The sequence below is a fragment of the Bordetella flabilis genome (genome assembly GCF_001676725.1).
Lineage (GTDB): Bacteria > Pseudomonadota > Gammaproteobacteria > Burkholderiales > Burkholderiaceae_B > Bordetella_C > Bordetella_C flabilis.
Genome location: NZ_CP016172.1, coordinates 1970427 through 1995919 on the forward strand (window position 1 = coordinate 1970427; position 25493 = coordinate 1995919).

The 25493-nt window shown below is 66.3% G+C and carries 21 protein-coding genes and 1 tRNA gene; 11 read left to right on the top strand and 11 right to left on the bottom strand.

Going from position 1 to position 25493, the window contains the following annotated elements:
* Nucleotides 1–152 precede the first annotated feature (152 nt).
* Nucleotides 153–1058 (top strand): transcriptional regulator GcvA, encoded by a 906-nt coding sequence (gcvA, locus tag BAU07_RS08670; protein WP_066656129.1) that lies wholly within the window; start codon nt 153–155, stop codon nt 1056–1058.
* 10 nt (nt 1059–1068) lie between these two features.
* On the opposite strand, the gene BAU07_RS08675 is transcribed toward gcvA, so the two are convergent.
* From BAU07_RS08675 to BAU07_RS08690, 4 genes are all read right to left on the bottom strand, one after another.
* Entirely contained in the window at nt 1069–2211 is a 1143-nt protein-coding gene (locus BAU07_RS08675; RefSeq protein ID WP_066656136.1) for an FUSC family protein, read from the bottom strand.
* A gap of 36 nt (nt 2212–2247) precedes the next feature.
* Nucleotides 2248–3975: a ubiquinone-dependent pyruvate dehydrogenase gene (gene poxB, locus BAU07_RS08680; RefSeq protein WP_066656139.1), complete on the bottom strand. Its 1728-nt coding sequence runs from the start codon at nt 3973–3975 to the stop codon at nt 2248–2250.
* Between the two features lie 54 nt (nt 3976–4029).
* Nucleotides 4030–5733 (bottom strand): S53 family peptidase, encoded by a 1704-nt coding sequence (locus tag BAU07_RS08685; RefSeq protein WP_066656142.1) that lies wholly within the window; start codon nt 5731–5733, stop codon nt 4030–4032.
* Nucleotides 5734–5828: 95 nt separating this feature from the next.
* Nucleotides 5829–6077, bottom strand: a complete 249-nt coding sequence (locus BAU07_RS08690) for a hypothetical protein (RefSeq protein WP_066656145.1) — start codon at nt 6075–6077, stop codon at nt 5829–5831.
* A 323-nt stretch (nt 6078–6400) separates the two neighbouring features.
* Here BAU07_RS08690 and BAU07_RS08695 point away from each other — a divergent pair, with 323 nt between their 5' ends.
* Complete coding sequence (locus BAU07_RS08695; RefSeq protein ID WP_232338269.1) at nt 6401–7318, top strand: LysR family transcriptional regulator; 918 nt, start codon at nt 6401–6403, stop codon at nt 7316–7318.
* On the opposite strand, the gene BAU07_RS08700 is transcribed toward BAU07_RS08695, so the two are convergent.
* The 6 genes from BAU07_RS08700 to BAU07_RS08725 are packed head-to-tail and all read right to left on the bottom strand — an operon-like array spanning nt 7309 to nt 12775.
* Nucleotides 7309–8250 carry an SMP-30/gluconolactonase/LRE family protein gene (locus BAU07_RS08700; RefSeq protein WP_066656147.1) on the bottom strand — a complete coding sequence of 314 codons (942 nt, stop codon included), beginning with the start codon at nt 8248–8250 and terminating at the stop codon, nt 7309–7311. The genes BAU07_RS08695 and BAU07_RS08700 overlap by 10 nt on opposite strands.
* Entirely contained in the window at nt 8247–9275 is a 1029-nt protein-coding gene (locus BAU07_RS08705; protein ID WP_066656150.1) for an ABC transporter substrate-binding protein, read from the bottom strand. The genes BAU07_RS08700 and BAU07_RS08705 overlap by 4 nt, the downstream gene beginning before the upstream one ends.
* A 31-nt stretch (nt 9276–9306) precedes the next feature.
* Entirely contained in the window at nt 9307–10071 is a 765-nt protein-coding gene (locus BAU07_RS08710; protein ID WP_066656153.1) for an SDR family NAD(P)-dependent oxidoreductase, read from the bottom strand.
* Between the two features lie 22 nt (nt 10072–10093).
* The gene (locus BAU07_RS08715) at nt 10094–10900 is read right to left on the bottom strand and encodes an ABC transporter permease (RefSeq protein ID WP_066656156.1); all 807 of its coding nucleotides are present in this window, start codon (nt 10898–10900) and stop codon (nt 10094–10096) included.
* Entirely contained in the window at nt 10881–11756 is an 876-nt protein-coding gene (locus BAU07_RS08720; protein ID WP_084025515.1) for an ABC transporter ATP-binding protein, read from the bottom strand. The genes BAU07_RS08715 and BAU07_RS08720 overlap by 20 nt, the downstream gene beginning before the upstream one ends.
* Nucleotides 11753–12775 (bottom strand): ABC transporter substrate-binding protein, encoded by a 1023-nt coding sequence (locus BAU07_RS08725; RefSeq protein ID WP_066656169.1) that lies wholly within the window; start codon nt 12773–12775, stop codon nt 11753–11755. Before BAU07_RS08725 ends, BAU07_RS08720 begins: the two co-directional genes overlap by 4 nt.
* A gap of 420 nt (nt 12776–13195) precedes the next feature.
* Here BAU07_RS08725 and BAU07_RS08730 point away from each other — a divergent pair, with 420 nt between their 5' ends.
* From BAU07_RS08730 to BAU07_RS08740, 3 genes are read left to right on the top strand one after another with little or no spacing between them, the layout of a single operon-like run.
* Nucleotides 13196–13492, top strand: a complete 297-nt coding sequence (locus BAU07_RS08730) for a hypothetical protein (RefSeq protein ID WP_066656172.1) — start codon at nt 13196–13198, stop codon at nt 13490–13492.
* A 55-nt stretch (nt 13493–13547) separates the two neighbouring features.
* A complete protein-coding gene (locus BAU07_RS08735) occupies nt 13548–13928 on the top strand; it encodes a RidA family protein (protein ID WP_157122128.1) in 381 nt (126 codons plus the stop codon).
* The gene (locus tag BAU07_RS08740; RefSeq protein ID WP_232338270.1) at nt 13925–14959 is read left to right on the top strand and encodes a CobW family GTP-binding protein; all 1035 of its coding nucleotides are present in this window, start codon (nt 13925–13927) and stop codon (nt 14957–14959) included. Before BAU07_RS08735 ends, BAU07_RS08740 begins: the two co-directional genes overlap by 4 nt.
* Nucleotides 14960–15834: 875 nt before the next feature.
* Here the strand turns inward: BAU07_RS08740 and BAU07_RS08745 are convergent.
* Nucleotides 15835–15911: transfer RNA gene (locus BAU07_RS08745), tRNA-Met, on the bottom strand.
* 79 nt (nt 15912–15990) lie between these two features.
* On the opposite strand from BAU07_RS08745, the gene scpB reads away from it, so the two are divergent.
* The 6 genes from scpB (at nt 15991) to rbfA (ending at nt 25492) form a co-directional block, all read left to right on the top strand.
* Complete coding sequence (gene scpB / locus BAU07_RS08750) at nt 15991–17097, top strand: SMC-Scp complex subunit ScpB (RefSeq protein WP_066656182.1); 1107 nt, start codon at nt 15991–15993, stop codon at nt 17095–17097.
* A gap of 806 nt (nt 17098–17903) precedes the next feature.
* On the top strand, nt 17904–19589 hold the full coding sequence (rluB, locus tag BAU07_RS08755) for a 23S rRNA pseudouridine(2605) synthase RluB (RefSeq protein WP_066665095.1): 1686 nt from the start codon (nt 17904–17906) through the stop codon (nt 19587–19589).
* Nucleotides 19590–19925: 336 nt separating this feature from the next.
* On the top strand, nt 19926–20414 hold the full coding sequence (rimP, locus tag BAU07_RS08760; protein ID WP_066656184.1) for a ribosome maturation factor RimP: 489 nt from the start codon (nt 19926–19928) through the stop codon (nt 20412–20414).
* Entirely contained in the window at nt 20411–21892 is a 1482-nt protein-coding gene (gene nusA / locus BAU07_RS08765) for a transcription termination factor NusA (RefSeq protein ID WP_066656187.1), read from the top strand. The genes rimP and nusA overlap by 4 nt, the downstream gene beginning before the upstream one ends.
* 96 nt (nt 21893–21988) lie before the next feature.
* The gene (gene infB / locus BAU07_RS08770; RefSeq protein ID WP_066656190.1) at nt 21989–25066 is read left to right on the top strand and encodes a translation initiation factor IF-2; all 3078 of its coding nucleotides are present in this window, start codon (nt 21989–21991) and stop codon (nt 25064–25066) included.
* 24 nt (nt 25067–25090) lie between these two features.
* A complete protein-coding gene (gene rbfA, locus BAU07_RS08775; protein WP_066656192.1) occupies nt 25091–25492 on the top strand; it encodes a 30S ribosome-binding factor RbfA in 402 nt (133 codons plus the stop codon).
* Nucleotide 25493 lies beyond the last annotated feature (1 nt).

The window sequence follows — 25493 nt, forward strand, 5'->3', positions numbered from 1 at the left end:
TTGCTGCACTGCACCCTGGCGCGCTCTTGACGATACGGCGATGCCGTATGGTTTTCCGCGTTTCTTGCGGCCGTTTTGCGCTAGCATAAATGCAACACGCCACATATCAAACGCAAATTTACGCACGCTACCTTGAGAAAAACTCAGAGCAGATGGCCAGACGTCTTCCCCCATTGAACGCCTTGCGGGCATTTGAGGCCACCGCGCGCAATGGCAGCCTGACGCGCGCCGCGCAGGAACTGTCCGTGACGCAGGGCGCCGTCAGCCGGCACGTGACGCAGCTGGAGGGCTGGCTCGGCATTCCGCTGTGCGTGCGGCTGCGTCATGGCATCGAAACGACGGCGCAGGGCGCGGCCTACGCCGCCACCTTGCGTACGGCTTTCGACCTGATCGAAACCCAGACGCGCCAGCTACGGGCGCGCCCGACGGACAGCACCTTGCGGATCAAGTTGCCGCCCACCTTCGCCATTCGCTGGTTCGTCCCCAGGCTTGCGCGCTTCCACGCCTTGCACCGCCATATCGACGTGCATATCACCACGTCGCACCAGCCGGTGGCGTTCGACCGCGACGATGTCGACCTGTGTATTCATTCGGGCCCGGGGCCTCTGCCAGGCGCGGTGTGCCGCAAGTTGTTCGGCGAGATTCTGCTGCCGGTCTGCAGTCCGGGGCTGTTCAAGGGCGTTGCGCCGCCGCGCGAGCCCGCCGATCTTGCGCGCTTCGTGCTGCTGTGTTCCATGCACCGGACATCCGATTGGCCAGCCTGGCTCGCGGCCGCCCAGGCGACATCGATAGACGGCAACAGCGGCCTCAAGTTCGAGAATTCCGCGCTGGCCTACCAGGCGGCCATCGACGAACTGGGCATCGTCATGGCGCAGCGCGCGTTCGTGGAAGACGACCTGCGCAGCAGTCGCCTGCTTGCGCCCCTGTCGCTGCGGGTGCGCACGGACAACGCCTATTACCTGGCCTATCCCCGCAGTGGGGAAGCGTCGCCGCTGATCCGTGCGTTCGAGGCCTGGATCGTGCAGGAAACCGCGCAGATGGAAGAGGCTGCGCGCTGAGCTGCGCGGTTCACGATGACCTTGCCTGTTCCGGGTCGGCCGGCAGCGCTGCCTTGTACGTCAGCAGCATCACGCAGGTCAGTACGGCGATGCCGGCGCTGATCCCCGCAAGCCGCAGCATCGCGGGCACCGGGTCGGCGGACCATTGATGGTCCTGCACGAACACCATGATGAAGGCGATGGCGAACTGCCGGCCGATGTAGCTGGCGCCCTCGCTTCCCGTTTGCACGTGGCAGCCGGCCCATACCCCGGCGGACAGGGCAAGCAGGCAGAGCGCGGTCTGCCCGTGGGTCAGGGGCAGCAGGGCGACCCCGCACAGGCCGGCAAGAAGGCAGCCGGCCACGCGCTGCACCATCCGCTGTGCGACGGACGCATGCGGGCGGGCGGTCAAGGATGCGGCCGGCAGGATCAGCACGGCGATGGCCGTCACCAGCGCCTGCGCGAACCCGGGCAGTTCGAAGGCGTAGGCCAGGGCGGCGAGTATGGCGGTGGAGACGCCGGCCTGCGCGCCGATCACCGCGCGCGTATGGCGGGTCGTCGCGGGCGCAATGGGCGCCGGGTGGGACGCCGCCATGGCCGCGGCGGTCCTGGACGCCGGCCGGTGCACGCGATACCAGCGCACGCCCAGCGTGAAGGCACCCGATACCAGTACGCAGGCGAGCGTGCCCACGGCGACTTCGGCCACACGCAGCATGGCGAAGGACGCCGTGGCCCTCACCGTGGACAGCACGTGCGATTCGTAGACGATCATCATCGTCGTTACGCCGCCCAGGACCCAGGCATAGGAGTAGGTCGATGCGTTGGCGACGTATACGGTGAAGGCGCCGACCAGTCCCAGGACCGGCACGAACAGCCAGGGACGATCCCCGATCACCCACCCCACCAATGCGCCGAGCAGCGCGCCGCAGACTGTTCCGATGATCCGGTGCAGGCCGCGCAGGAACGATGCGGAGAAACCGATCTGCATGACGGCGAAGCCGCTGATGGCCGCCCACCAGGCGTTGGGCAGGTCCAGCTGGTGGGCGACGACCACGGAGATCACGACGGAAATGACCGCTTGCAGCGCGAACAGGGCGCGCTCGGGCGACGCCTTCCATCTGGAGAGTTCTCGGCCGAGTGCGTAGGCGGAGTCGCGGCAGGTCTGCAAGAGCATCGAAGGGACCACCGATGGGGTACGGCGCCGGGACGGTCAGCGCCGCAGGTTCGTCCGCGCGAGATCGATGATCTCGTCCGTCCGGCCATTGAGCACCGCTTTCAGCATATACAGCGTGAAACCCTTGGCCATCTCGGCAGTCACCTTCGGCGGCATGGCGAGCTCCATGCGGTTGACCACGGCATCGATCAGAACGGGTCCGTCATGCGCGAAGGCTTCGGCCATCCTGCTGTGCACGTCCTCGGGCCTTTCGATGCGAACGCCCTTGATGCCGACCGCCTCGGCCATCGCGGCGAAATTCGGATTGGTGAAGCCCGTGCCGAAATCCAGGAAGCCGGTCGACTTCTGCTCCAGTTCGATGAAGCCCAGCGCGCCGTTGTTGAAGACAACCAGCTTCACCGGCAGCTTGAGCTGTACGAGGCTCAGGAGGTCGCCCATCAGCATGGTAAAGCCGCCGTCGCCCGACAGCGACACGACCTGGCGGCCAGGGCAGGCGGCCTGTGCGCCGATCGCCTGCGACAGGGCATTGGCCATGGAGCCATGCCAGAAGGAGCCGAGCAGGCGGCGCTTGCCGTTCATGGCCAGGTAGCGGGCCGCCCAAACGGTGGGCAGGCCGACGTCGCATGTGAAGATGGCGTCATCGCTGGCGAGCTCGCTGGCGGCACGGGCAATCTGCTGCGGGTGCAAGACGCCGCCTTCATGGCCATCAGCCAGGTCGTCCAGGCTCTTGCGCGCCTCTTTGTAATCGGCAATGCAGGCGTCGAGATGCGCGCTATCGGCCTTCGGCTTCAGGTGGGGGAGCAGGGCACGGATGGTCGCGCCTACGTCGCCGAGCACGCCCAGTTCGACGGGCGCGCGCCGGCCGATGGCTTCCGGCCGGACATCGACTTGCGCGATGCGGGCGTCCTTGGGATAGAACTGCCTGTACGGGAAGTCGGTGCCGAGCATCAGCAAGGCGTCGCAGGCCTCCATCGCGGCGTAGCCGGAGGAAAAGCCGATCAGCCCGGTCATGCCGACGTCATAGGGGTTGTCCCATTCCACGTGTTCCTTGCCGCGCATGGCATGGACGATCGGCGACTTGAGCGCACCGGCGAGTTGCACCAGCTCGTCGTGCGCGCCCGCGCAACCGCCGCCGCACAGCAAGGTAACCCGCGTGGCCCTGTTGAGCAACGCGGCCAGTTGCTCGATGGTGTCGTCCGAGGGCATGAGCGTCGGCCGCGCGGGCAGCAGCCCCCGCGGTTGCGGTGCGGGAGCTTCCAGCGCGGGCTTCAGCGCGATGTCGCCGGGAATGACGATGACGCACACGCAACGTTCCGCGACGGCGCGCCGCACGGCGATTTCCAGCGCGCGCGGCATCTGCGCCGCGCTCGACACCAGTTCGCAATAGCTGCTGCATTCGCGGAACAACTGCTCGGGATGGGTTTCCTGGAAATAACCGGAGCCGATCTCGGGCGACGGTATGTGCGCGGCGATGGCCACGACCGGGACACGCGAGCGATGGCAATCGAACAAACCATTGATCAGGTGCAGATTGCCCGGACCGCAACTGCCCGCGCATACCGCCAGCGACCCGGTCACATGCGCGTCGGCGCCCGCGGCGAATGCCGCGACCTCTTCGTGCCGCACATGCAGCCAGTCGATTCCGCCGTGGCGGCGCAGGGCGTCGGTGAAGCCGTTCAGGCTATCCCCGACGATTCCATAGATGCGGCGGACGCCGGCCGCGGCCAGGGTTTCCACCATCTGGTCTGCAACGATCTTGGGCATCATGACTCCTAGGCATGCCAGGTTGGGAAAGCGGCCGCGAGGCCGGGGTGCCTGCTACTCCGTCGCCGTCACGCCCAGGCCCAAGGCATTGGCGATGTTCACGCCCAGCGGCGTGCCGAGGCCGCAGCAGGCGTTCCAGGGCGCCCCTGCCGCGAAGGAAACGGGCCAGTCCGGCGGACCGTTGTCCCCTTCGGTGATCGGCTTGCAGCAGTTCAGTCCGGAGTTGACCTGGCTGGCATACAGCCAGGGGTTCAGGTAGCCGATGGGGAGTCCGCCGTTGCCTTCCACCAGCAATGCGATGAGGCCCGCCCACATCGGCGCGGCGGCGCTGGTGCCGTACCAGTGGCCCTTGTGCTCGGGATCGAGCCCGTAGCCGCTCTTGCTCGAGGCGTTGGCGGCGACGTCGGGCACGCCGCGTCCGGGCGGCTGCGGGGCACCCGTTTGCGGATCGGTATTGAAGCCGGCGGGCAAGGTCAGCCCCTGCTGGAAATCGGGCACCTGGAACATCATGCTGATGCCCCCGCCGGTAGCCAGCTTTTGATAGGGGGCGGTCATCTCGTTCCACACGACCTCGTCCACCAGCTTGGGCGGTTGCGGCGCTGTCTGGGCCTCCAGCACCAGCTCGGTACCGCCGCACGCCAGGCAGAAGGGCGACGAGGCCGGGAAAGCGCAATTCTGCGGGTAGGCGTTGCTGTTGCCAGGCGCCCCATAGTCGCCGGATGACACGCACACGGTCACGCCGTATAGCGAAGCAATGGCAAACAGCAGATGCACGGCCATGGCGGTCTGGGGCACCCAGTCGCATTCCGGGGCGCCCAGGCTGATGGACATTACCTGGCAGGGGTTGGCGGGCTGGTCCAGGGCCTCCAGCAAGGTGTCGATCCAACCCGGTTCGGCATAGCCGTAGTGCTCCGAATGCGCGTACACCACCAGGGTCGAGTCGGGGGCAACGGCGCCGGTCAGCATGAGGTCCATCATGGCCTCGCCATCCAGGTAGGGACCGATGGGCTGCATGCCGCCCTCGGGCGGTTTTATCGGGGCGAAGCCCCCGACCGTCACGATGTTCACCGGGCCGACGGGCAGGCTGGCATAGAAGGCCTGGACACTGGCCAGGTCGATGACCAGGTCCGATTCGATGAAGGCCACCGTCGCGCCCTTGCCTGTCCAGCGAGACGGGTATCGGTAGTAGTCGAAGGCGACGACGGTGGGCAGATTGTTGTCGAGTGTCGGCGGCTCGGTATAGGCGGCCTTGGCGCCCTTCGCGCGCGTAAGCAAGGCGGCGGCCTGGTCCAGGCCATGCACGCCCCGCACATGTTCTGCCAATATGGCCGGCAGGGTAATGCAGCCCGCATAGGCACGGAAGGTCCGGTCCTGGTGCTGATAGGCACGCAGCTCCACGCCGAAAGCCTGGGCCAGTTCGGCCGCCTTGCCGGCGATCGTGACGAACAGCCCGCCCAGCGCGCTGCGTTCCAGCGCGAACCCATGCTGCGCGCAGAATGTGCGCACGGCCGCGGTGGCCTGGGCCGTCGGGCTGATGTCCGGATCGAGCGAGCGCGGGCTGCGGCCGATGCGCTCGGCCAAGGGCTGCTCGCCAAGCCGGTACGCGCGGGCCAGCAAGGCCTCTTCCCCGCATTGCGGGTGCAACTGCAGGGCGATCCGCAGGGTCTGCGTGCCGTCCACGGGTCCGGCCGGGGTGTGCAGCAGATGGGTGGGTACAGCACTTTCCTGAAGAACCGACAACGCGGGATCTTGGGTCATGGTGCTTCCGAGCTCCTATCCAGGGATGAGGTGACACGCCGGTAGGCGCGAGTGTATCCCTGTATTTATTTCGCGCGCCATGCCGCAGGCGAAATTTATGTTGGCTGGTTTCGGGCAGACGGCGATGCCGCCGCCACCTGGCGGATGATGTCGTCCCGATGCGCACAGAGCGCCGCGAGTCGCTTCTCCATGCCGCGGGCGCGCAGTTTCTCGCGCCACGCCAGGCCACGCTGCAGCCGCAGGCGCGCAATCAGCCGGTACTGGCATTCCAACTGGTGCCGGGATTCGGCGATGAGCAGGTCAGTCCGTCGCAGGTCGACATAAAGGTCATGCATGGGGTTCATGGAGCCTCCTGGCGCGAAGCGCGCGGGAACCCGAAAATGCCACAGCGCTGGCGTTTCGTGGCCAGGGGCCGCCCGCAGGGATAGCGCCGTAGTGTGGAGACTCATGTCGACGGTCCCGTCCCTGCCGTGCCGTCGCCTTCCTATGAAGTTGTATAGTGCTGACGCTCCGGCCGGAATGGCGTGCACGAGTGGATACCATCCGTCTCCGCGCCGTACGGGCTCGCCCGATACGCGACCCGCCGCACGATGATCGGCCGCGCCAGGGGCACTTGAACATGCCGCGCGCAAGGGACCGGCGAGTCACGGCCCGGCCCTGGAGGAGGATGATGCGCTTCGACCTGCTGTCGCTCAAGCTTTTCGTCGCTGTCTGCGAGCACCGGAATATCTCGCGGGCGGCGGAGGCCGGCAATATCGCGCCATCCGCGATCAGCAAACGCATCTCGCAGATGGAGGACATGCTGAAGACGCCGCTGTTCCTGCGCAGCAACAAGGGCCTGGAGCTGACGCCGGCGGCACATTCGCTGCTCAACCATGCGCGCGTCATCCTGCGCGACCTGGCGCAGATGGAAAGCGAGCTGTTCGATCATGCCGAAGGGCTGCGCGGCCAGATACGGCTGCATGCGAGCCTGTCCACTATCGTCCAGTACCTGGCCAATGACATCCGGGACTTCCTGGCGCTGCATCCCGCCTTGCGCATCGACCTGCAGGAAAGCCTGAGCCCGGAAGTGGTACGTGCGGTGGCCGAGAACGCCGCCGATATCGGCATCTTCGGCGGCAACGCCCTGGTGCCCGGGCTGCAGGTCTATCCGTACCATAGCGATCGTCTGGTCGTCATCATGCCGGCCGACCATACCTTGGCGCGCGCGCGCACCCTGAAATTCCGCCAGGTCGCCGAGCACGACCTGGTCGGGCCGCAACTCGGCAGCTACCTCAATTCGCTGGTGCTGCGCGCGGCGGCCGATTTGGACCATCCCCTACGCTTCCGCATCCGCGTCAACGGTTTCGAGCCCGCTCGCAGCATGGTCGAGGCACGACTGGGCATCGCCCTGGTGTCCGAGCACCATGCGGCGCGCTATGTGGCCTCGGGCCCGTTGGTAGCGGTGCCCCTGGATGAAGACTGGGCCGTGCGGCATTGGAAGATCTGCGTGCGCGACGCCGAATCGCTCCCGGCGCCGGTGCAATTGCTGATCCGGCACCTGGGCGCGCATAGCGAAGAGCGCAGCGAGACCGCTCAGCCGTAGGGCAGGCGCAGGCCGGGCTCCGGCCAGGGCATGGATATCAGCTTGCCCGTGCCCGACAGCGTGATGTAGGCCGTCTTCAGGCCGGGACCGCCGAAGCAGATGTTGGTGACCATGGGATCGGGCAGCATCACCTGGCGCAGGATCCGCCCGGCCGGCGCGACGACGGTTATGCAACCCGTGACCAGGGTGCCGACGCAGACATTGCCGTGCGCGTCGATCGCCATGCTGTCCAGCCGCTGGTAGCCGGGCAGGGCGCACAGCAGGCGGCCGCCGTTCGGCGAGGGATAGGGGTGTTTCCGGGGCCGGCCCGGCGCATCGAGGTCGAACGCCCATATGCGTCCGGTCTCCGTCTCGGAGACATAGACCACGGCCTCATCCGGCGAGAGTCCCACGCCGTTCGCGGTGGTCAGCGGATAGGCCACCTCGGTAATGAACGAGCCGTCGGCCAGCGCATAGTACAGGCCTGCATGGTCGCGGTCGCGCGCGCGGTTCTTGCCGAAATCGGTGAAGTAGAAGCCACCCTGGCTATCGAACACGAGGTCGTTCGGCCCGCACAGCGGATAGTCGCCGCAATGGTCGTACAGCGTATGCAAGCGACCGGTGCGCGGGTCGTAGCGTTCGATGCGTCCATGGGTGTAGTCCGGATGCACGCCGGCGCGCGTGCGGTTGTAGCCGGCGATGGTCTGGAACAGGAAGCCGCCGTTGTTGCAGACATAGAAGGCGCCGTCCGGGCCCAGCGCCAGGCCGTTGGGGCCACCGCCGGTCTTCTTCAGCACCTCCACCGTACCGTCGGGTCCGACGCGGCTGATAGTCTCGCGCTGGATTTCGACCAGTACGACGGAACCGTCGTCCTGCGCCACGGGGCCCTCCGGAAAAAGCAGGCCGCTGGCCAGGACCTCGAACTGCGGCGTGGCATGCTCTTGCGGCGTCACGGCTGCAGATCCTTGGCGGCCTGTTGCACGAAGCGGTTGTCGTAGGTGGCGTCCAGATCGATGCGGGCCGCCGCGATGGCCGGATCGAAGGCGGCCAGCACATTGCGCACGGTCTTGGCGGCTTCGTCCGTCATGACGCCATCGCGCGACAGGCAGGCTCGCATATTCGTGTAGGCCTTGGCGAAGACCTCCTTGTCGGCCAGTGCGTACTCGGGCGGCACGGCGGCCGCCACCTGTTCCGGCGTGGCCTGCGCCAGCCATCGCTCGGCGCGCACGATGGCGTTCGTGATGGCCTGCACGGTGTTCGGATTGCTGTCGACAAACTGCCTGGTGGAGTACACGCTGGCTTCGGGATAGTTGCCGCCCAGCGTCGCCTGCGTGGCTTCCGGGCTGCGCATGGCCGCAAGGGGGAATAGATCGCCGCTGTCCTGCAGGATGGTGGCCACCGGATCGTTGGACATGATGGCGTCGACCTGTCCGCTGCGCGCGGCCGCGACGGCCCCGGATGACGAGCCGACGCCGACGATGGAGACATCGTCCGGTTTCACGCCGGCGCGGCTGAGCAGGTAGTTCACGCCCATGTGGAAGCTGGAGCCCGGCGAACTTACGCCGATACGCTTGCCTTTCAGGTCGGCATACGACTTGATCTTGTCATGGCTGGCCTTGGTGACGCCGAAGACGAAGCCAGGGCAATTGGCCTGGATGGCGAAGGAGACCAGTTTCTGGCCCTTGACCGCCATGGTAATGGTGTTGGAGTACGCGCCCGCCACGAAGTCGGCGCTGCCGCCCAGCAGCGCCTGCAGCGCCTTGGCGCCCCCGCTGTAGACGCCGATGTCGACATTCAGCCCTGCGTCCTTGAAGTAGCCACGGCTGCTGGCGATGACGAACGGCAGGTATGGGAAGCCCACGCCCGCCGCGGCCAGGTGCAGCTTCGGTTTTTCGGGTTTGCCCTGGGCGTGGGCCGCCATGGCGCCGCATCCAAACAGTACCAGCGCGATCGACGCCGTCGTGAAACGCATCATCATGTTCTCTGCTCCATGCCGCCGGGGGGCGGTGTCAGTATGTCGCCCGTCCGCCGGACAGGTCGAACACCGCGCCGGTCGTGAAGGAATTCTCTTCGCTGGACAGCCACGCGATCATGGCGGCGGCTTCGTTCAACTCCAGGAAGCGCCCACGCGGAATGCGGCTCAGCATGTAGCTGATGTGCTCGGGCGCCTGCTCCATCGCGCCCGGCGTGCGGGCCACCGCCGGCGTGACGCAATTGACGGCAATATCGTGGCTGGCCAACTCCTTGCCCAGCGATTTCGTCATGGCGATCACGGCGGCCTTGGCGGAGCTGTAGGCCGAGGCGTTGGGATTGCCTTCCTTGCCCGCGATCGAGGCCACGTTGACGATGCGGCCGTAGTTCTGCTCGATCATCACGGGCGCGACGGCACGACAGCAATGGAAGGTGCCATTGACGTCGATGTCGATCACCTTGCGCCACTCGTCCAGCGGGTACTGTGCCAGCGTGGCGTTGGGTCCGACGATGGCGGCGTTGTTGATGAGGATTTCCAGTCGGCCCAGGGCGCGCAGCGTGCCGGACACGCCGGCTTCGACACTGGCATAGTCGGCGATATCCACGCGTTCCACGTGGACGCCCTCGTGGCCTTCGGCGCGCAGGTCCTGTTTCACGCGGGCCAGTCCGGCTTCGTTGACGTCCCACAGCGCGACGCGTGCCCCGGATGCCAGGAAACGGCGCGCGACGGTCAGGCCGATACCCTGTGCGCCGCCGGTAATGACGGCCACGCGGCCGGTCAGGTCGATGGAATTGGTTTGCAAGATGCGATTCCTTTGGGTTGCGTCAGGCGTTGGCGCCCACGGTCTGGCCGACCACGGGACGCCAGCGCATGAAATGGTCTTCGAAGAGCGAGACGGTCGTGTCCAGCACCAGGGCGAACACGGTCAGCAGCAGAATGCCGGCGATGACGGAGTTGATGTCGAAGACGCCCTCGGCCAGCAGGATCAGGTAGCCGACGCCCTTCTCGGAGCCGAGATATTCGCCCACGACGCTGCCGACGAAGGCGATGCCGACCGCGTTGTGCAGGCTGGAGAACACCCAGCTCATCGCCGACGGCATATAGACGTGGCGCATCAACTGGCGGGAACTCGCCCCCATCATGCGGGTGTTGGACAGGACCGCGGGGCTGACTTCCCGCACGCCCTGGAAGACGTTGAAGAAGACGACAAAGAAGACCAGCGTGACGCCCAGCGCGACCTTCGACCAGATGCCCAGGCCGAACCACAGTGCGAAGATGGGCGCGAAGATCAGGCGCGGCATGGAGTTGAACGCCTTGATGAACGGGTCGGTGACGACCGCCAGGAAGGGGTTGAGCGCCAGCCACAGCCCGCAGCCCAGGCCCAGCAGCGTGCCGATGACGAAGGCCAGCAGCGTTTCGACGAGAGTCGTATACAGGTGTATGAAGATGGATCCGCTGGTGAACCAGGTGACGATGCGCCTGGCCACGCCGAGCGGATCGCCGAAGAAGAAAGGCGACAGCCATTCCCTGCTGGTGCACAGCCACCACAGGAAGATCGCGCCGACCAGCAGCAGCAGGCGCGTGGCCAGGACGACGATGCGGTTGTTGGGATCAAAGGCGCGTACTGGCATAGCTTTTCAAGACCTCCCCTCGAAGGACTTCCCATATTTCGGTGTGCAGTTGCAGGAATCGCTGCGTCATGCGGATTTCCGCGACCTGGCGCGGGCGCTCCAGGTCTATCGGGAATTCTGCGATGGGGCGGGTTCCCGGCCCCGCGGACAGCACGATGACGCGGTCCGACAGCGAGATCGCTTCTTCGAGGTCGTGCGTGACGAAGATCACCGACTTGCGATCGGCCGACCATAGACGCAGCAACTCGTCCTCCATGAGGTGGCGCGTCTGGATGTCCAGCGCGCTGAACGGCTCGTCCATCAACAGGATGCGCGGGTCGAGGGCCAGCGCCTGGGCCAGGCCGGCGCGCTTGCGCATGCCGCCCGACATCTGGTGCGGATACTTGCGGCCGTGCCCCGAAAGCCCGACACGATCCAGCCATTCGCGCGCGATCTGCAGCGCCTGCGCCTTGGGCATGCCGTGGAACAGCAGGCCGGCGGCAATGTTGTCTTCCGCCGTCTTCCAGGGCATGAGCGCATCCACCTGGAATAGATACGAGGCGTCCTTGTTCAAACCCTGGACCAGCGGGCGGCCGAAGACGCTCAGGGTTCCGGTGGACGGCCGCATCAGTCCCGCGGCCACGTTGAGCAGGGTGGATTTCCCGCAGCCGGTGGGCCCGACAACCGACACGAATTCGCCTTCGCCGATGGTCAGGTCGACGTCCCGCACGGCGGTATAGGTCTGCCCGCGCTTTTCGTTGCTGGCGAAGGTGCAGGTCACGCCTTCGAACCGCAACGCCTCCGGTTGTGTGGCGGATTGCGGCTGCGTGCCCGCGCTATGCCCGGGGGTGTCAATGCTGCGCAGCATGGCTCTCATTGCAGCGTCTCCGCGGCGCGCTTCACGTAGCGGTTGTCGTAGGTGGCGGCCAGGTCGATCTTGGCGGCGCCTATCGTCGGGTCGAAGGCAGCCAGGACGTCGCGCACGGTGCGCGCGCCTTCGTCGGTGATGACGCCGTCGCTGGAAATGCAGCGGCGGCTGCTCTCGAAGGCCTTGGCGTACAGGTCCTTGTTGTCGACCAGGTATTCGGGCGGGACGTTGGCGACGACCTGCTGGGGCGTGGCCTTGGCGATCCAGCGTTCGGCCCGGACGATGGCGTCGGCCACCGCCTGCACGGTGCGCGGGTTCCTGGCAACGTAGGCCTGGGTCGTGTAGATGCTGGATTCCGGATAATCCGCGCCGAACACCTGCTTGTTGCCTTCCGCTGTACGCATCTCGTCCATGGGGACGAGACTTCCATCGCCCGTCAGCACGGTGGCGACCGGGTCATTGACGATCAGGGCGTCGATCTGGCCCGCGCGTACGGCAGCCACCGCGCCGGCCGCCTGGCCCACGCCGATGATGGACACGTCGTCGGGCTTGAGTCCCGCCTTGTGCAGGATGTAGTTGACGACCATGTGGGTGCTGGATCCGGGGGCGCTCACGCCTATCCGCTTACCCTTCAGGTCGGCTGTGGTTTTGACCTTCCCGGCGCTTTTGCTGGCTATGCCGAACACCCATCCCGGGCAGGTGACCTGCGCGGCGATGGTCACCAGCTTCTGCCCCTTGGCCGCCATGGTGATGGTATTGGAATAGGCCCCGGCCACCATGTCCGTGCTGCCGCCCAGCATTGCCTCCAGCGCCTTGGAGCCGCCGGAGAACGCCGCGATGGTGACATTCAAGCCCTCGTCGCGAAAGTATCCCAGCTGCTTGGCCAGGATGACCGGCAGGTAGGTGATGCCGACGGATGCCGCGCCGATATGGACTTCGGATTTTTCCGGCGCTTCCTTGGCCTGTGCCAGGGTGGGCGAACAGGAAATGAATGCTGCCACGAATGCGGCTGCTAACGTGCCTTTCATCGTTGTCTCCTTCCTTGTTTTATCGGGATACCGCGCGGATAGGCGTGCGGTATCGCCATCTGGCATGGCGGTTATCTCCAGCAGCCTGCTTTGATGCTGCATCGCACGGCGCCTGCGTGTACCCCTTGTGGCGAGTAATGATGCATGCAGTGGCGTTGCCTCGGCGTGGTCTTTCGGAAAACCACCATCGCGAACGGCGATGGCGGCGTGCCGTTGCGACCGGACCTTCGCGGCTTGCCCCGGCCACTGTCGTGCGTTCGATCGGTGGGGCCGGCGGACCGGGAAGACAGGCACGTCGATGCGGCATGCGGCCGCCGTCCGTAGTCCCGCCCCAAGATTGGTAACGTCCGGAAAGAGCCTGCAGTGGCTGCGCGCTCGAGCTGCGTCAAGATGCGCCTTTGGCATAGAGGAGGGGAGGCCATGATCCGATGGCACCATGTGGCAAACGGCGTAATGCGCGGTAGTCCTTTTGTCCTGCAGATCGCGTCGGCAAAAGGCGGCTTCGTGGGACGGGGGGCGGTTGAAGGTACGGCGCCGCTGGACGACCCAACGGTCTTTCCGAACGAGCAGGCCGCCGTCGGCGCGGCCGCGGCGCGCGTCTATGCCTACGCGCATGCCAAGGCATGTGGCCGGCCGGCGCAACCCTATACACGGTCGGACGCCGCTCAGGGCGAGGACGACGTCGCGCAGCGGACCGCGGGATTCAACCCGATCTGAACCCCGCTCCAACCCGGTATGATCGGCGCATATTCTGCTCGTCCGGACTTTTCCCATGATCGAACACATACAGACCGCCGCGGCGCCGCTGCCCGCGGGCCACTACAGCCAGGCCATCAAGGCAAACGGGTTTGTCTACGTCTCCGGGCAATTGCCTTTTGCGCCGGGCGCGCAGCGCGTCATGCCCCCGGGCATCGCGGCGCAGGCACGCCAATGCCTGGAGAACCTGGCGGCCATCCTTGCGGCGGCCGGTACGTCGTTGGATCAACTTGCCAGCGTGCAAATCTTTATTCCAGACGTGTCGCTATGGCCGGAGGTCAATTCTGTTTATGAGGCATTCATGGGCAAGGCTCGTCCGGCCCGGACCGTGGTGCCCACCGGCGCGCTGCATCATGGCGCGCTGATCGAATTGAACGCCGTCGCGGTCTGCCCGTGAGCGCATCCAGCATTGCCGATACGCGCATCGGCGTCACCGTCGTGACGGGGTTTCTCGGCAGTGGCAAGACCACCTTGTTGAACCGCATGATCGCCACGCCGCGCTTCGCGCGAGCGGCAGTCGTCATCAATGAATTCGGGGCGGTCGGCATCGACCACCATCTGGTCCGCCATGTGACGGATACGGTGCGCGTCGTCGAAGGGGGCTGCATCTGCTGCATGGTGCGCGGCGGCGTCGCGGACACCTTGCGCGATCTATTCCTTCTGGCCGTACGGCGCGCCATCCAGCCTTTTGGCCATGTCCTTATCGAGACCAGCGGGCTGGCCAGCCCCGCACCCATCCTGTTCACCCTGCGGCATGACGCTTTCCTGGCAGAGCGCTATGTCTACAACGGGACCATCACGGTCGCCGATGCGCAGCATGTCGCCGCGCAGATACGGCAGCAGCCCGAGGCGGCGCAGCAGCTGGCGTTGGCCGACGAGATCGCGATCAGCAAGGCCGATCTGGCGTCGACGGCACAAGTGCAAGCGGCCACGGATGCCGTCCTGCGCCTGAACCCCGCGGCCCAAGTCCATGTGTTGGCGCGCGAGGCCGCGCTGCCGGCCGGCCTGCTGGCCGACCGTCTGTATCGCGGACCGCGTGCGCCGGAAGAGGGAAGTGCCTGGCTGGCGCGCTACGGCGCCCCACGGGCGCTGGCGGGGCCGCGCGCCGAACGGGAATCGGCGCCCCATGAGGTCGCCGTTGCAACGCTGGTCCTGCCCGGCGCCGTGCCGCGGGCAGTTTTCCTGCGTGGCATTGCGTCCCTGCAGGGAGAACTGGGCGACGCCTTGTTGAGGATGAAGGGACTGGTCCTTTTCGAGGGCGATGCAGGGCCCAGCGCGGTGCACGCGGTTCACGACCAGCTCTATCCGCCCGTTCCGCTGGCGGACTGGCCGGATGAGGAAACCGAACCCCGCCTGATCTTCATCGCCCGTGGGGTGGATGAAAACGCGCTCTATATATGCGCGAGGCAGCACTTGCGGGGCAATTAGCGCGAGGTTTTCCCCCTATAGGCGCGTTAATGTGGGTATAATTTACGAGTTCCTGCAGGCGGTTTGGCTTGATTACAGACGGCCAGGACGGGCATCCATCGGATAGGTTCGACCGGACAGGCTCCGGTTTCCCAGGCATGCTTCGGCCGCTTTCGCCTTTTCCGTCCACACGCAGGTTAGTCGGCAATAAAAAGACGCTCCGTTGATCGGGGTAGCGCCGGACGGCTCAGTTCAATCTTTACAGCACCGCGCCAAGTCGCCCGTATCCCGGGCGCGCAGGCACTGTCCGCTCCGTCGTTCATTGCCTTATCGTTCCTTTTCGGCTTTGTGGCTCGCGGCGGCGTATACGCTGCCTGACCGCATGGGTATCGCAGACCAGCCGTGTTGGCCGAGGTTCTTTTGCTAGCGTTTTTCAGGTTCGAGCCGCATGCCGCGGCTGCTTCCGCACAGACTCGCGTTCACGCCGTGGCGGCTTCAGCGCCCCGCAAGGGCGGCGTGCGAGTGCGGTTTGCCCGCGAACGTCGTTCGGGCGTCCGGCGAGAGGCCGTGGCCTGTAGGGGCGCGTGTGAGGTCGGCGCGCTGCTTCTGCTCGGCGCGCTTGTGGTCTGGCTTATGGGCGCGTCGTCACTCCCGGACGCGTCGCTTCCGGGCGGCCCGCTTGTGGCCTCGGTGCTTATAGGTGCATCGTTTGCGGCCGGCATCGCCAGGGCGTCCACCGCTACGGCAGGTGGCGCCATGGTCGGCACCCGGGCGGGACACCCGAGCGGGCAGGCCATCAGGTTGCGCGGCAATGACTTCCGGACCGGCCTTGAAAACAAAAAAGGCCTGGCGCGTGCGCCAAGCCTTTTCTGTTTCGTACTGCCTTACTTCGTATCTGGTTGCGGGGGCAGGATTTGAACCTACGACCTTCGGGTTATGAGCCCGACGAGCTGCCAGACTGCTCCACCCCGCGTCTGAGAAAAAGATATTAACCCAGTTCCCAAGCCTTGGCAAGCCAAGGCGCCACTTACCCCGTTGAATTGAATATATCGATGAACGATAGCGAGGCCACACTGGTAATCGAAACCGCGCTGCTCTGCGCTTCGCAGCCCATGCCGCGCGCGGAATTGCGCAAGCTGTTCGGCGATGACGAGGAGATGGATAACGCGCGCATGGACAGCCTGCTGGAGGGGTTGCAGCAGGCCTGGACCGACCGCGGACTGGAGCTCGTATCCCTGGCCAGCGGCTGGCGTTTCCAGAGCCGTCCAGGCATGCAGCGGTACCTCGAACGCCTGAGCCCGGAGAAGCCGCCCAAATATTCCCGGGCCGTGCTGGAGACCCTCGCGATCATCGCCTGGCGCCAACCGGTCACGCGGGGCGATATCGAAGATATTCGGGGCGTCACCGTGTCTTCGCAGATCGTCAAGACGCTGGAGGATCGGGGCTGGATCGAGGTCATCGGCCATCGCGACGCGCCGGGCCGACCTGCCTTGTTCGGGACGACGCGCCAGTTTTTGGATGACCTGGGCTTGCGCGCCCTGGATGAGTTGCCGCCGCTGGAAGCGGGCGCCGCCATGGCGGCACTGGAAGGACTGGACCTGGCGGACGGCGGTATGGGACAGGAACCGGCTGCGGCTTCCGAAGGCGGCGATGAGGCCGCAACCCCGGGTATGCAGCGCGATACCGCCGATCCTGCCCATGGCGACGACTCCGGCAACGCCGCGACCGACGTACCTGATGTGACCCATGCACCTGATATGACCGACTCGCCTAATGTGAACGACGCACCCGATGGGAACGAGGCACCCGATGGGAACGACGCACCTGATGGGAACGACGCACAGCAGGTGACCGACCCAGCTCAAGTCAATGGTGTGCATGTTGTCGCCGTATCGGCGACCTCGGAACCCGAGATCCCGGTTCCCGGGTCCGATTCCGTGGATTTGGGCCAGCATCGTCCCGAGATCACGCCGCCCAGCCGGCACCCTGAGATCAAGCCACCCCAGCAGCCGGAAATCACGCCGCCTAGTAGCACTCCTGAAATCGACCCGGCCGAACCGGCGCCTGAAATCACGCCTCCCGTTCCCGGCCACAACCCTGAAGTGCCGCCCGCGCAACCCGAAAAAGACGACGCGCCCGGCGCGCCCCGTAAAGAATGAATCCCGGAGTAGTCCCAGTGACCATCAATAAAAACGTGCAGGACGAAGTCAAAGAATCGCGCGCCATCGCGTCGCATGAGCCGGCCGCGACGCAGGTCGCTGCTGGTGACCCGGGCCCGCAGGAAGGCAACGCCGAAGCTGTGCCCCGCGCCCGTGCGCGGCGTCAGCCTCGCGCCAAGGCAGCGGCGCCGGAGGCGACAGCCGGACAGGCGGACCCCAGTGCGGCCGATGCCAAGGCACCCGATGGCGAGCGCGTGAAGCGCGCCCCTGCCAAGCGAGCCAGTCCCAAGCGCGCCGGGGCGACGCCCGCGGATGTCGTTGCCGATGCAACGCAGGTACATCCTTCGGACGCCGCCGAGCCGGCCGCCAAGGCGCGTACGCCGCGAGCCCGCAAGCCGCGCACGGCTGGCTCCGTAGGCGAACAGGCGGCGCTGCCGCTTGGCGCCGAAGCGCAGACTTCCTTGCCTCTGGCTATCGATGATGCCTCTGCCGCGGCGCCGGGCCAGGGTGCGGCGTCCTTCGAACAGCCTGCCGCCCCGGTCAAGCGCGCGCGTCGCCGCAAGTCCGGCGATACGCTGGAAACCGGCGCGCGGCCGAACGTGGACAGCGATACCTCGAGTGCGGCCGATGCCGGCATGCCGGCGTCCTCGGATGCCGGTAGCCGCGTCGCGCGCCCCGAGCACGAGGCAAGCGTCACGCAGGCGGTGCCGGCAAGCGAGTCGCCAGCGCCGTACGGCGCCGCGGCGTCCGCGTCCGAAGAGCCCGCGCCGAACGGGCGTAGCCGTCGCCGCGGGGACAATGCGCCGGTGGGCGACACCATCCCGGCCGTCGAGGGCGATGCCGGGGCGGCCGGCAACCGGGGGCGCGGTCGCAAGCTGCGCACGCCGTTCCGCCGCCGCCGCGGTGACGCGGCAACGGGCGACGCGGTGGCGGGCGGCGACGCCGGCGCGGCCGCGCCAGCGCCGCAGCGCGCCGCGGCGCCGGTTCCGGATGCGACTTCGCCCGGCTCCGAGCGGGAGGCGGAACAGGCGCTGGCCTACCTCGAAAAGAGTGCGCGTATGGAACAGCGCCTTACCAAGTACCTGAACAGCGAGGCCGTCATGCCGAAGCTGCACAAGGTACTCGCCGATGCCGGCATCGGGTCGCGGCGCGAAATGGAAGAGCTGATCATCGCGGGCCGCGTGTCCGTCAACGGAGAGCCTGCTCACATCGGGCAGCGGGTCGCCGCCAATGACCAGGTCCGCGTGAATGGCAAGCCCATCACCCGCACCAATACCCGCAAACCGCCGCGCGTCATTCTCTACCACAAGCCGGCCGGCGAAATCGTCAGCCACGACGACCCGGGCGGACGTGCCAGCGTGTTTGCCCGCTTGCCCAAGCTGCGCACGGGGAAGTGGCTTTCGGTGGGTCGACTGGACCTGAACACCGAAGGGCTGCTGATCTTCACGACATCGGGGGATATGGCGAATCGCATCATGCATCCGCGGTACGGCACCGAGCGTGAATACGCCGTGCGGGTGCTTGGCGAGATGGACGAGGCGCAGCGCAAATCGCTCGTCGAAGGCATCGAGCTCGAGGACGGCAAAGCCGCCTTCGGCGCGCTGGACTACCTGGGCGGGGAGGGCAGCAACCGCTGGTATCGCGTCACCCTGCAGGAAGGCCGTAACCGTGAAGTCCGCCGCATGTTCGAGGCGGTGGGCGTCACGGTAAGCCGGCTGATCCGCACCCGCTTCGGCGATATCGTCCTGCCGCGCAATCTGCGCCGTGGGCGCTGGGAAGAACTGGACCCCAATCTGGTGACGGCGCTCATGGTCCAGCTTGGACTGCTGCGCGACGACGATGACGGGAGCGGACGCCGGTCCAAGCAGCCGGAGTCGCATGACAGCGCGCTGCCCCCAGGCTTCGGTACGCTGGACAACAATGGCATGAACGGGGCGCGCATCGGCCGCCGCGGCAAGCTGCAGGGTGGGCGGCCGGGCAAGAGTGCCGGGGCGGGGCTGTCCCATCCGTCCGATCCCTTCGGTACCGGCTTGCTGGTGACCGGCGGCTATGCCAATGGCCATCCCATGGGCAACGACGGCGCGCCGCGGGGCGGTAAAGGGCAGCGTCGCGGACCGGGCAAGCGCCCTGGCCAGGCGGCGCCGGGCCAGGGCGCCGGCCAAGGGCAGCCGCGCGGCAAGTCGGGCCGCAAGGGCAAGCCCGGAATGGGCCAGAATGTCGGCCGTCCCGCGGGCCAGGCTGCCGCGCAGCCAGGCGGTGCGGAAGGCCGCGGCAAAGCGCCGCAGCGTGGCCGCTCCGCCAAGCCGGCCGGGCCCGGCAATGAGAAGAAGCGCGGCAACCCGAAGGCCAAGGGCCCGCGCGGCAATGGACCGAATGGCGGCAACGCTGGCGGCGGCGGTATGGCGCGGGGCGATGATTGGCAGCCGCGTGGTGCCTCGGCCCATGAGTCGCGCCTGGGCGTGGCGGGCGTGCGTGGGCGCGGCTCCCGCTGACTGCATAGCCTGGCCCCGTATACGTAAACCCGCGACGCATCAGGCAATTTATCAATTTTCTGATAACATAACGGGTTTTCGTGGACATGTTGCGGCGGGTTGCGTCCGGGGTGCCTGAGGTGCCTGTCCGGGGCTCGATCGTGATATGTCCAACGGCGCGGGGACGGCCTTCAGGTCGCGGGGCCGCGTCGACAAGAACCGAACATGGCGCGGATGCGCGGGTGGGGCCTGTTTTGCGGGCCTCGTTTTGCGGCCCAATTCTTGTGGCCGTAAAGCGTACCTGCGCATCTCGTGTAATACGATGGGCTGGGCTTACAGCCCATTTTTTTCGAGTATATGGCTGATCTATTCGCATTGACCCAAGAGGCACTGGCCGGCATGGACGTCGAACTCGTCGATGTCGAGCGCGCCGCGCTGGGCCTGTTGCGCGTCACGATCGATCGCCCGGAAGGCGTTCGCATCGAAGACTGCGAGCAGGTTTCCCGGCAGCTTTCGCGCGTCTACGAGGTCGAGAACATTGACTACAAGCGGCTCGAAGTCGGCTCGCCGGGTGTGGACCGACCCCTGCGCAACGAAGCGGACCTCCACCGTTTCGCCGGCCAGCGCGTCGAAGTCAAGCTGCGTGCCGCCGTAGAGGGACGTAAGGTCTTCAACGGCATATTGATTGCGGCAGCCGATGGCGCGGCGCAGGAAGACGGGAAAGCCATTTTCGGCGTGGAATTTGAGGCAAAGAAGGACGAGGCCCAGGTGGTGAACTTCACGTTCGAGGACGTGGAGCGCGCCAAACTGGATCCGGTCCTGGATTTCAAGGGCAAAAAGCGATGAGTCGCGAAATTCTTCTGTTGGTCGATGCCTTGGCGCGCGAAAAGAACGTGGCGCGCGACGTGGTATTCGGAGCGCTGGAAAGCGCGCTGGCTTCGGCCATGAAAAAGCGGTTCAAGGAAGACGCGGACATCCGTGTATCCATCGATCGGGACAGCGGCAGCCATGAAGGTTTCCGCCGCTGGCTGGTCGTGCCCGACGAGGCCGGCCTGCAGGAACCCGACAAGCAGGAGATGTACTCCGACGCCCGCGAACTCGTGCCCAATATCCAGGTGGGCGAATACATCGAGGAACCGCTCGAACCCATCGAGTTCGGCCGTATCGGCGCCCAGGCCGCCAAGCAGGCGATTCTGCAGAAGATCCGTGATGCCGAGCGCGAGCAGGTACTGAACGACTTCCTGGAGCGCGGTGAGACTATCGTCTCCGGCACGGTCAAGCGCATGGACAAGGGCGATGCCATCATCGAAACGGGCAAGATCGAAGCGCGGCTGCCGCGTTCCGAGATGATCCCGAAGGAAAACCTGCGTGTGGGCGACCGCGTGCGTGCCTTCGTGCTGCGCGTGGACCATGCCGCCCGCGGCCAGCAGGTCATCCTGTCTCGTACCTCGCCCGAATTCATCCGCCAGCTTTTCGAGAACGAAGTGCCGGAAATCGAGCAGGGCCTGCTCGAAATCAAGGCGGCCGCGCGCGACGCCGGCGTGCGCGCCAAGATCGCCGTGATCGCCTACGACAAGCGCATCGACCCGATCGGCACCTGCGTGGGCATGCGCGGTTCGCGCGTCACGGCGGTGCGCAACGAGCTGGGCGGTGAACAGGTCGATATCGTGCTGTGGTCGGAGGATCCGGCGCAGTTCGTCATCGGCGCCCTGGCCCCGGCCAACGTGGAGTCCATCGTCGTCGACGAAGACAAGCACGCCATGGACGTGGTGGTGGACGAAGAAAACCTGCCCAAGGCAATCGGCGCAAAGGGTCAGAACGTGCGCCTGGCGTCGGAGCTCACCGGCTGGCAGATCAACATCATGACGCCGGAAGAAAGCCAGAACCGGCAGGAAGTCGAGCGTTCCAGCCTGCGCGATACTTTCATGAGCAAGCTGGATGTCGATGAGGAAGTGGCCGACATCCTGATCGATGAAGGTTTCACCGGTCTTGAGGAGATCGCCTATGTCCCCATGCAGGAACTGCTGGAGATCGAGGCGTTCGACGAAGACACCATCAACGAGCTCCGCACCCGCGCGCGCAATGCCCTGCTGACCGAGGCCATCGCGCAGGAAGAGCGACTCGAAACCGCGCAGGACCTGCTGGAGCTGGAGGGCATGACGCCCGAGCTGGCCGCCAAGCTGGCCGAGCGCAAGGTCCACACCCGCGACGACCTGGCCGAGCTCTCCACGGATGAGCTCGCCGAAATCTCGGGTCTCGAGGAAAGCCAGTCCAGCGAGCTCATCATGCGGGCCCGTGCACACTGGTTCGATGAAGAAAAGTAGTGGGTGGGGCGGTGCCTTGCAGGCGCCTCCCCGGACTTGTTTTATTGGATAGCGCTAGTCATATTGTTATATCGCCGTACACAGGAAGAAAGCCTAATGTCGAGCAATACCGTCGCCCAGTTCGCTACCGAGCTGAAAATGCCTGCCAATGTGCTGCTGGAACAGCTGCGCTCGGCCGGCGTTGACCTCAAATCGGTGAACGACGCCGTCACCGACAGCGACAAGGCGAAATTGCTCGACTCGCTGCGCCGGGCGCACGGCGGCAGCGGCGAAGGCAAGAAGATCACGCTGACCCGCCGTCAGACCTCCGAGATCCGCCAAGCCGACGCCACCGGCCGCTCGCGCACCATCCAGGTGGAAGTGCGCAAGAAGCGGGTGTTCGTCAAGCGCGATCCCGCCGAACTGGCTGCCGAAGCGGCTGCTGGCCGGGGCCCCGACGCGGAAGCGCCCGCCGAGGCTGCGCCGCAGGGCGCTGTCGAGACGCCCGCCCCGACGTCTGCGCCTACGTCCGCCGTGGAGCCGGCCGCCGCGCCGTCGCCTGTCGCGGAGGCCAGCGAGAGCGCCACGCCGGCATCCGAGCGTACGGAAAGCCCCGCCGCGCCTGTCGCCGAGTCTGCCGCCCCGCCCGCGCCCGAGGCATCGTCCGCGCCGTCGGAAGAGCAGGCCCAACCCGAATCCATTCAGCCGGAACCCGAACACGAGGCACCCGTGGCATCCGCCGCCGGCCCCGCCGCCGAGCCGCCGGTCGCTGCTGCCCCGCAAGAGCCCGTGAACACGCCAGATACCATTGCGGTTTCCGACCAATCGGAAACCGAAGCTCCCGTTGCGCCCAAGTCTGCCGAGCAGACCGGCGCCGCACCGTCGTCCCTGAATCCCATCGAGCGCCCCGGCACGCCGCCCGCGCCGGCCAAGCCGGCCGCGTCGAAGGGCCCGCGTGCCGGCGATGCACGCCGCGGTCCGCCACCGTCGGCGACGCCCGCCCAGACGCTCAGCACCGCCCAGCGGGACGAGGCGCGCCGCCAGGCCGAGGCCGAAGCCGCCGCGCTGCGCGAAATGCTGAATCGCCCGCGCAAGGTCCTGCGCGCGCCGGAACCCGAACCGACTGCAGCGGCAGCGGCAGCGGCGGCCGCCTTGTCCGGCACTCTGCACAAGCCGGCCGCGAAGGCCGGTACTCCCGCGAAGAAGGATGCCAAGCCGGGTCCTGGCACGGGTCCCAAGAAGACCATCAAGACGGCGGAAGTGTCGTCCACGTGGACCGACGATAGCGCCCGCAAGAAGCCCGCCGAAAAGACCACTGCGCCGAGTCGCGACGGCTGGCGCGCGGGCGGCAAGGGCGGCGGCAAGTCCGGCGGACGTAACCGCAACCAGCAGGGCGATCGTCGCGGCGGCATGGTCGAGCAGCCGACGCAGGAATTCATCGCGCGTGAAGTGCACGTGCCTGAAACCATTACGGTTGCCGACCTGGCGCACAAGATGTCCGTCAAGGCCGCGGAAGTCATCAAGCAATTGATGAAGCTGGGCCAGATGGTCACCATCAACCAGGTGCTGGACCAGGAAACCGCGATGATCGTGGTCGAGGAACTCGGCCACAAGGCGATCGCCGCCAAGCTGGACGACCCGGAAGCTTTCCTGGACGAGACCGCGCCGGAAAGCGAAGAGAGCGAACTGCTGCCGCGGGCCCCCGTGGTGACCGTCATGGGCCACGTCGACCACGGCAAGACCTCGCTGCTCGACTATATTCGTCGCGCCAAGGTTGCCGCGGGCGAAGCCGGCGGCATTACGCAGCATATCGGTGCGTATCACGTCGAGACCGAGCGCGGCATGGTGACCTTCCTGGATACCCCGGGCCACGAAGCCTTTACGGCCATGCGTGCGCGTGGTGCCAAGGCCACCGACATCGTCATCCTGGTGGTGGCGGCCGACGACGGCGTGATGCCGCAGACGCGCGAGGCCATCCACCATGCCAAGGCCGCCGGCGTGCCGCTGGTCGTGGCGGTGAACAAGATCGACAAGCCGGACGCAAACCCGGAACGTGTCAAGCAGGAACTCGTGGCCGAGGAAGTCGTGCCGGAAGAATACGGCGGCGACGTTCCCTTCGTGTCCGTGTCCGCCAAGACTGGCGCCGGCATCGAGGACTTGCTGGAAAACGTGCTGCTGCAAGCGGAAATCCTGGAGTTGACGGCGCCGGTGAACGCACATGCCAAGGGCCTGGTCATCGAAGCGCGGTTGGACAAGGGTCGTGGCCCGGTGGCGACCATCCTGGTGCAGAGCGGTACCCTCAAGCGCGGCGACGTCGTGCTGGCGGGCGCCAGCTTCGGCCGCGTGCGGGCCATGCTGGACGAGAACGCCAAGCAGGTGCAGACGGCCGGTCCCTCGATTCCGGTCGAGATCCAGGGCCTGACCGACGTGCCGGCGGCCGGCGACGAGCTGATCGTCCTGACCGACGAGCGCAAGGCGCGTGAAATCGCCCTGTTCCGCCAGGGCAAGTTCCGCGACGTCAAGCTGGCGCGCCAGCAGGCCGCCAAGCTGGAATCCATGTTCGACAACATGGGCGAAGGCACGCAGACGCTGGCGCTTATCGTCAAGACCGACGTGCAGGGTTCCCAGGAAGCACTGGTGTCGGCCCTGACCAAGCTGTCGACGGAAGAAGTGCGGGTCCAGGTCGTGCATGCCGCCGTGGGCGGTATTTCGGAAAGCGACGTCAACCTGGCCATCGCCTCGAACGCGGTCGTCATCGGCTTCAATGTGCGCGCCGAGCAAAGCGCCAAGAAGCTGGCCGAAGCCAACGGCATCGACGTGCGCTACTACAACATCATCTACGACGCCGTGGATGAGGTGAAAGCGGCGATGTCCGGCATGCTGGCGCCGGAAAAGCGCGAGGAAGTCATCGGCCTGGTGGAGATCCGCGAAATCTACACGATCTCGCGTATCGGCAACATCGCGGGCTGCATGGTGCTGGACGGCATCGTTCGCCGCGATTCGCAGGTACGCCTGTTGCGAAGCAACGTCGTCCAGTGGACCGGGCATCTCGAATCCCTGCGTCGCTTCAAGGACGATGTACGCGAAGTCAAGGCCGGTTTCGATTGCGGCCTGACGCTGCGCGGCAACAACGATATCCAGGTGGGCGACCAGCTGGAAGTGTTCGAGATCAAGGAAATCGCGCGTACGCTCTAAGCGACCGCGCATCGAAGAAGCTGCATGAGCCGTCACAAGTCCAAAGCGATTCCCGGCCGCAACCTGCGGTTGGCCGACCAGATCCAGAAGGATCTGGCCGGCTTGATCCAGCGCGAAATCGACGTCGCGCGGGCGGGGTTGATCACGCTTTCCGGCGTGGAGCTGTCCCCGGATTACGCGCACGCCAAGGTGTATTTCACGGTGCTTGGAGCGGAACCGGACGCGGCGGCCGGCCTGCTCAACGAAAAGGCTGGCTGGCTGCATTCCCAGCTGTATCGGCTGCTGCATATCCATACGGTGCCCACGCTGCGTTTCGTGCACGACGAGCAGATCGCGCGCGGGATCGAAATGTCGCGGCTGATCGACCGCGCCAACCAGCCCGGTTCCTACCGGGATGATCCCGACGAGCCGGAAAAACAGTCCTGAC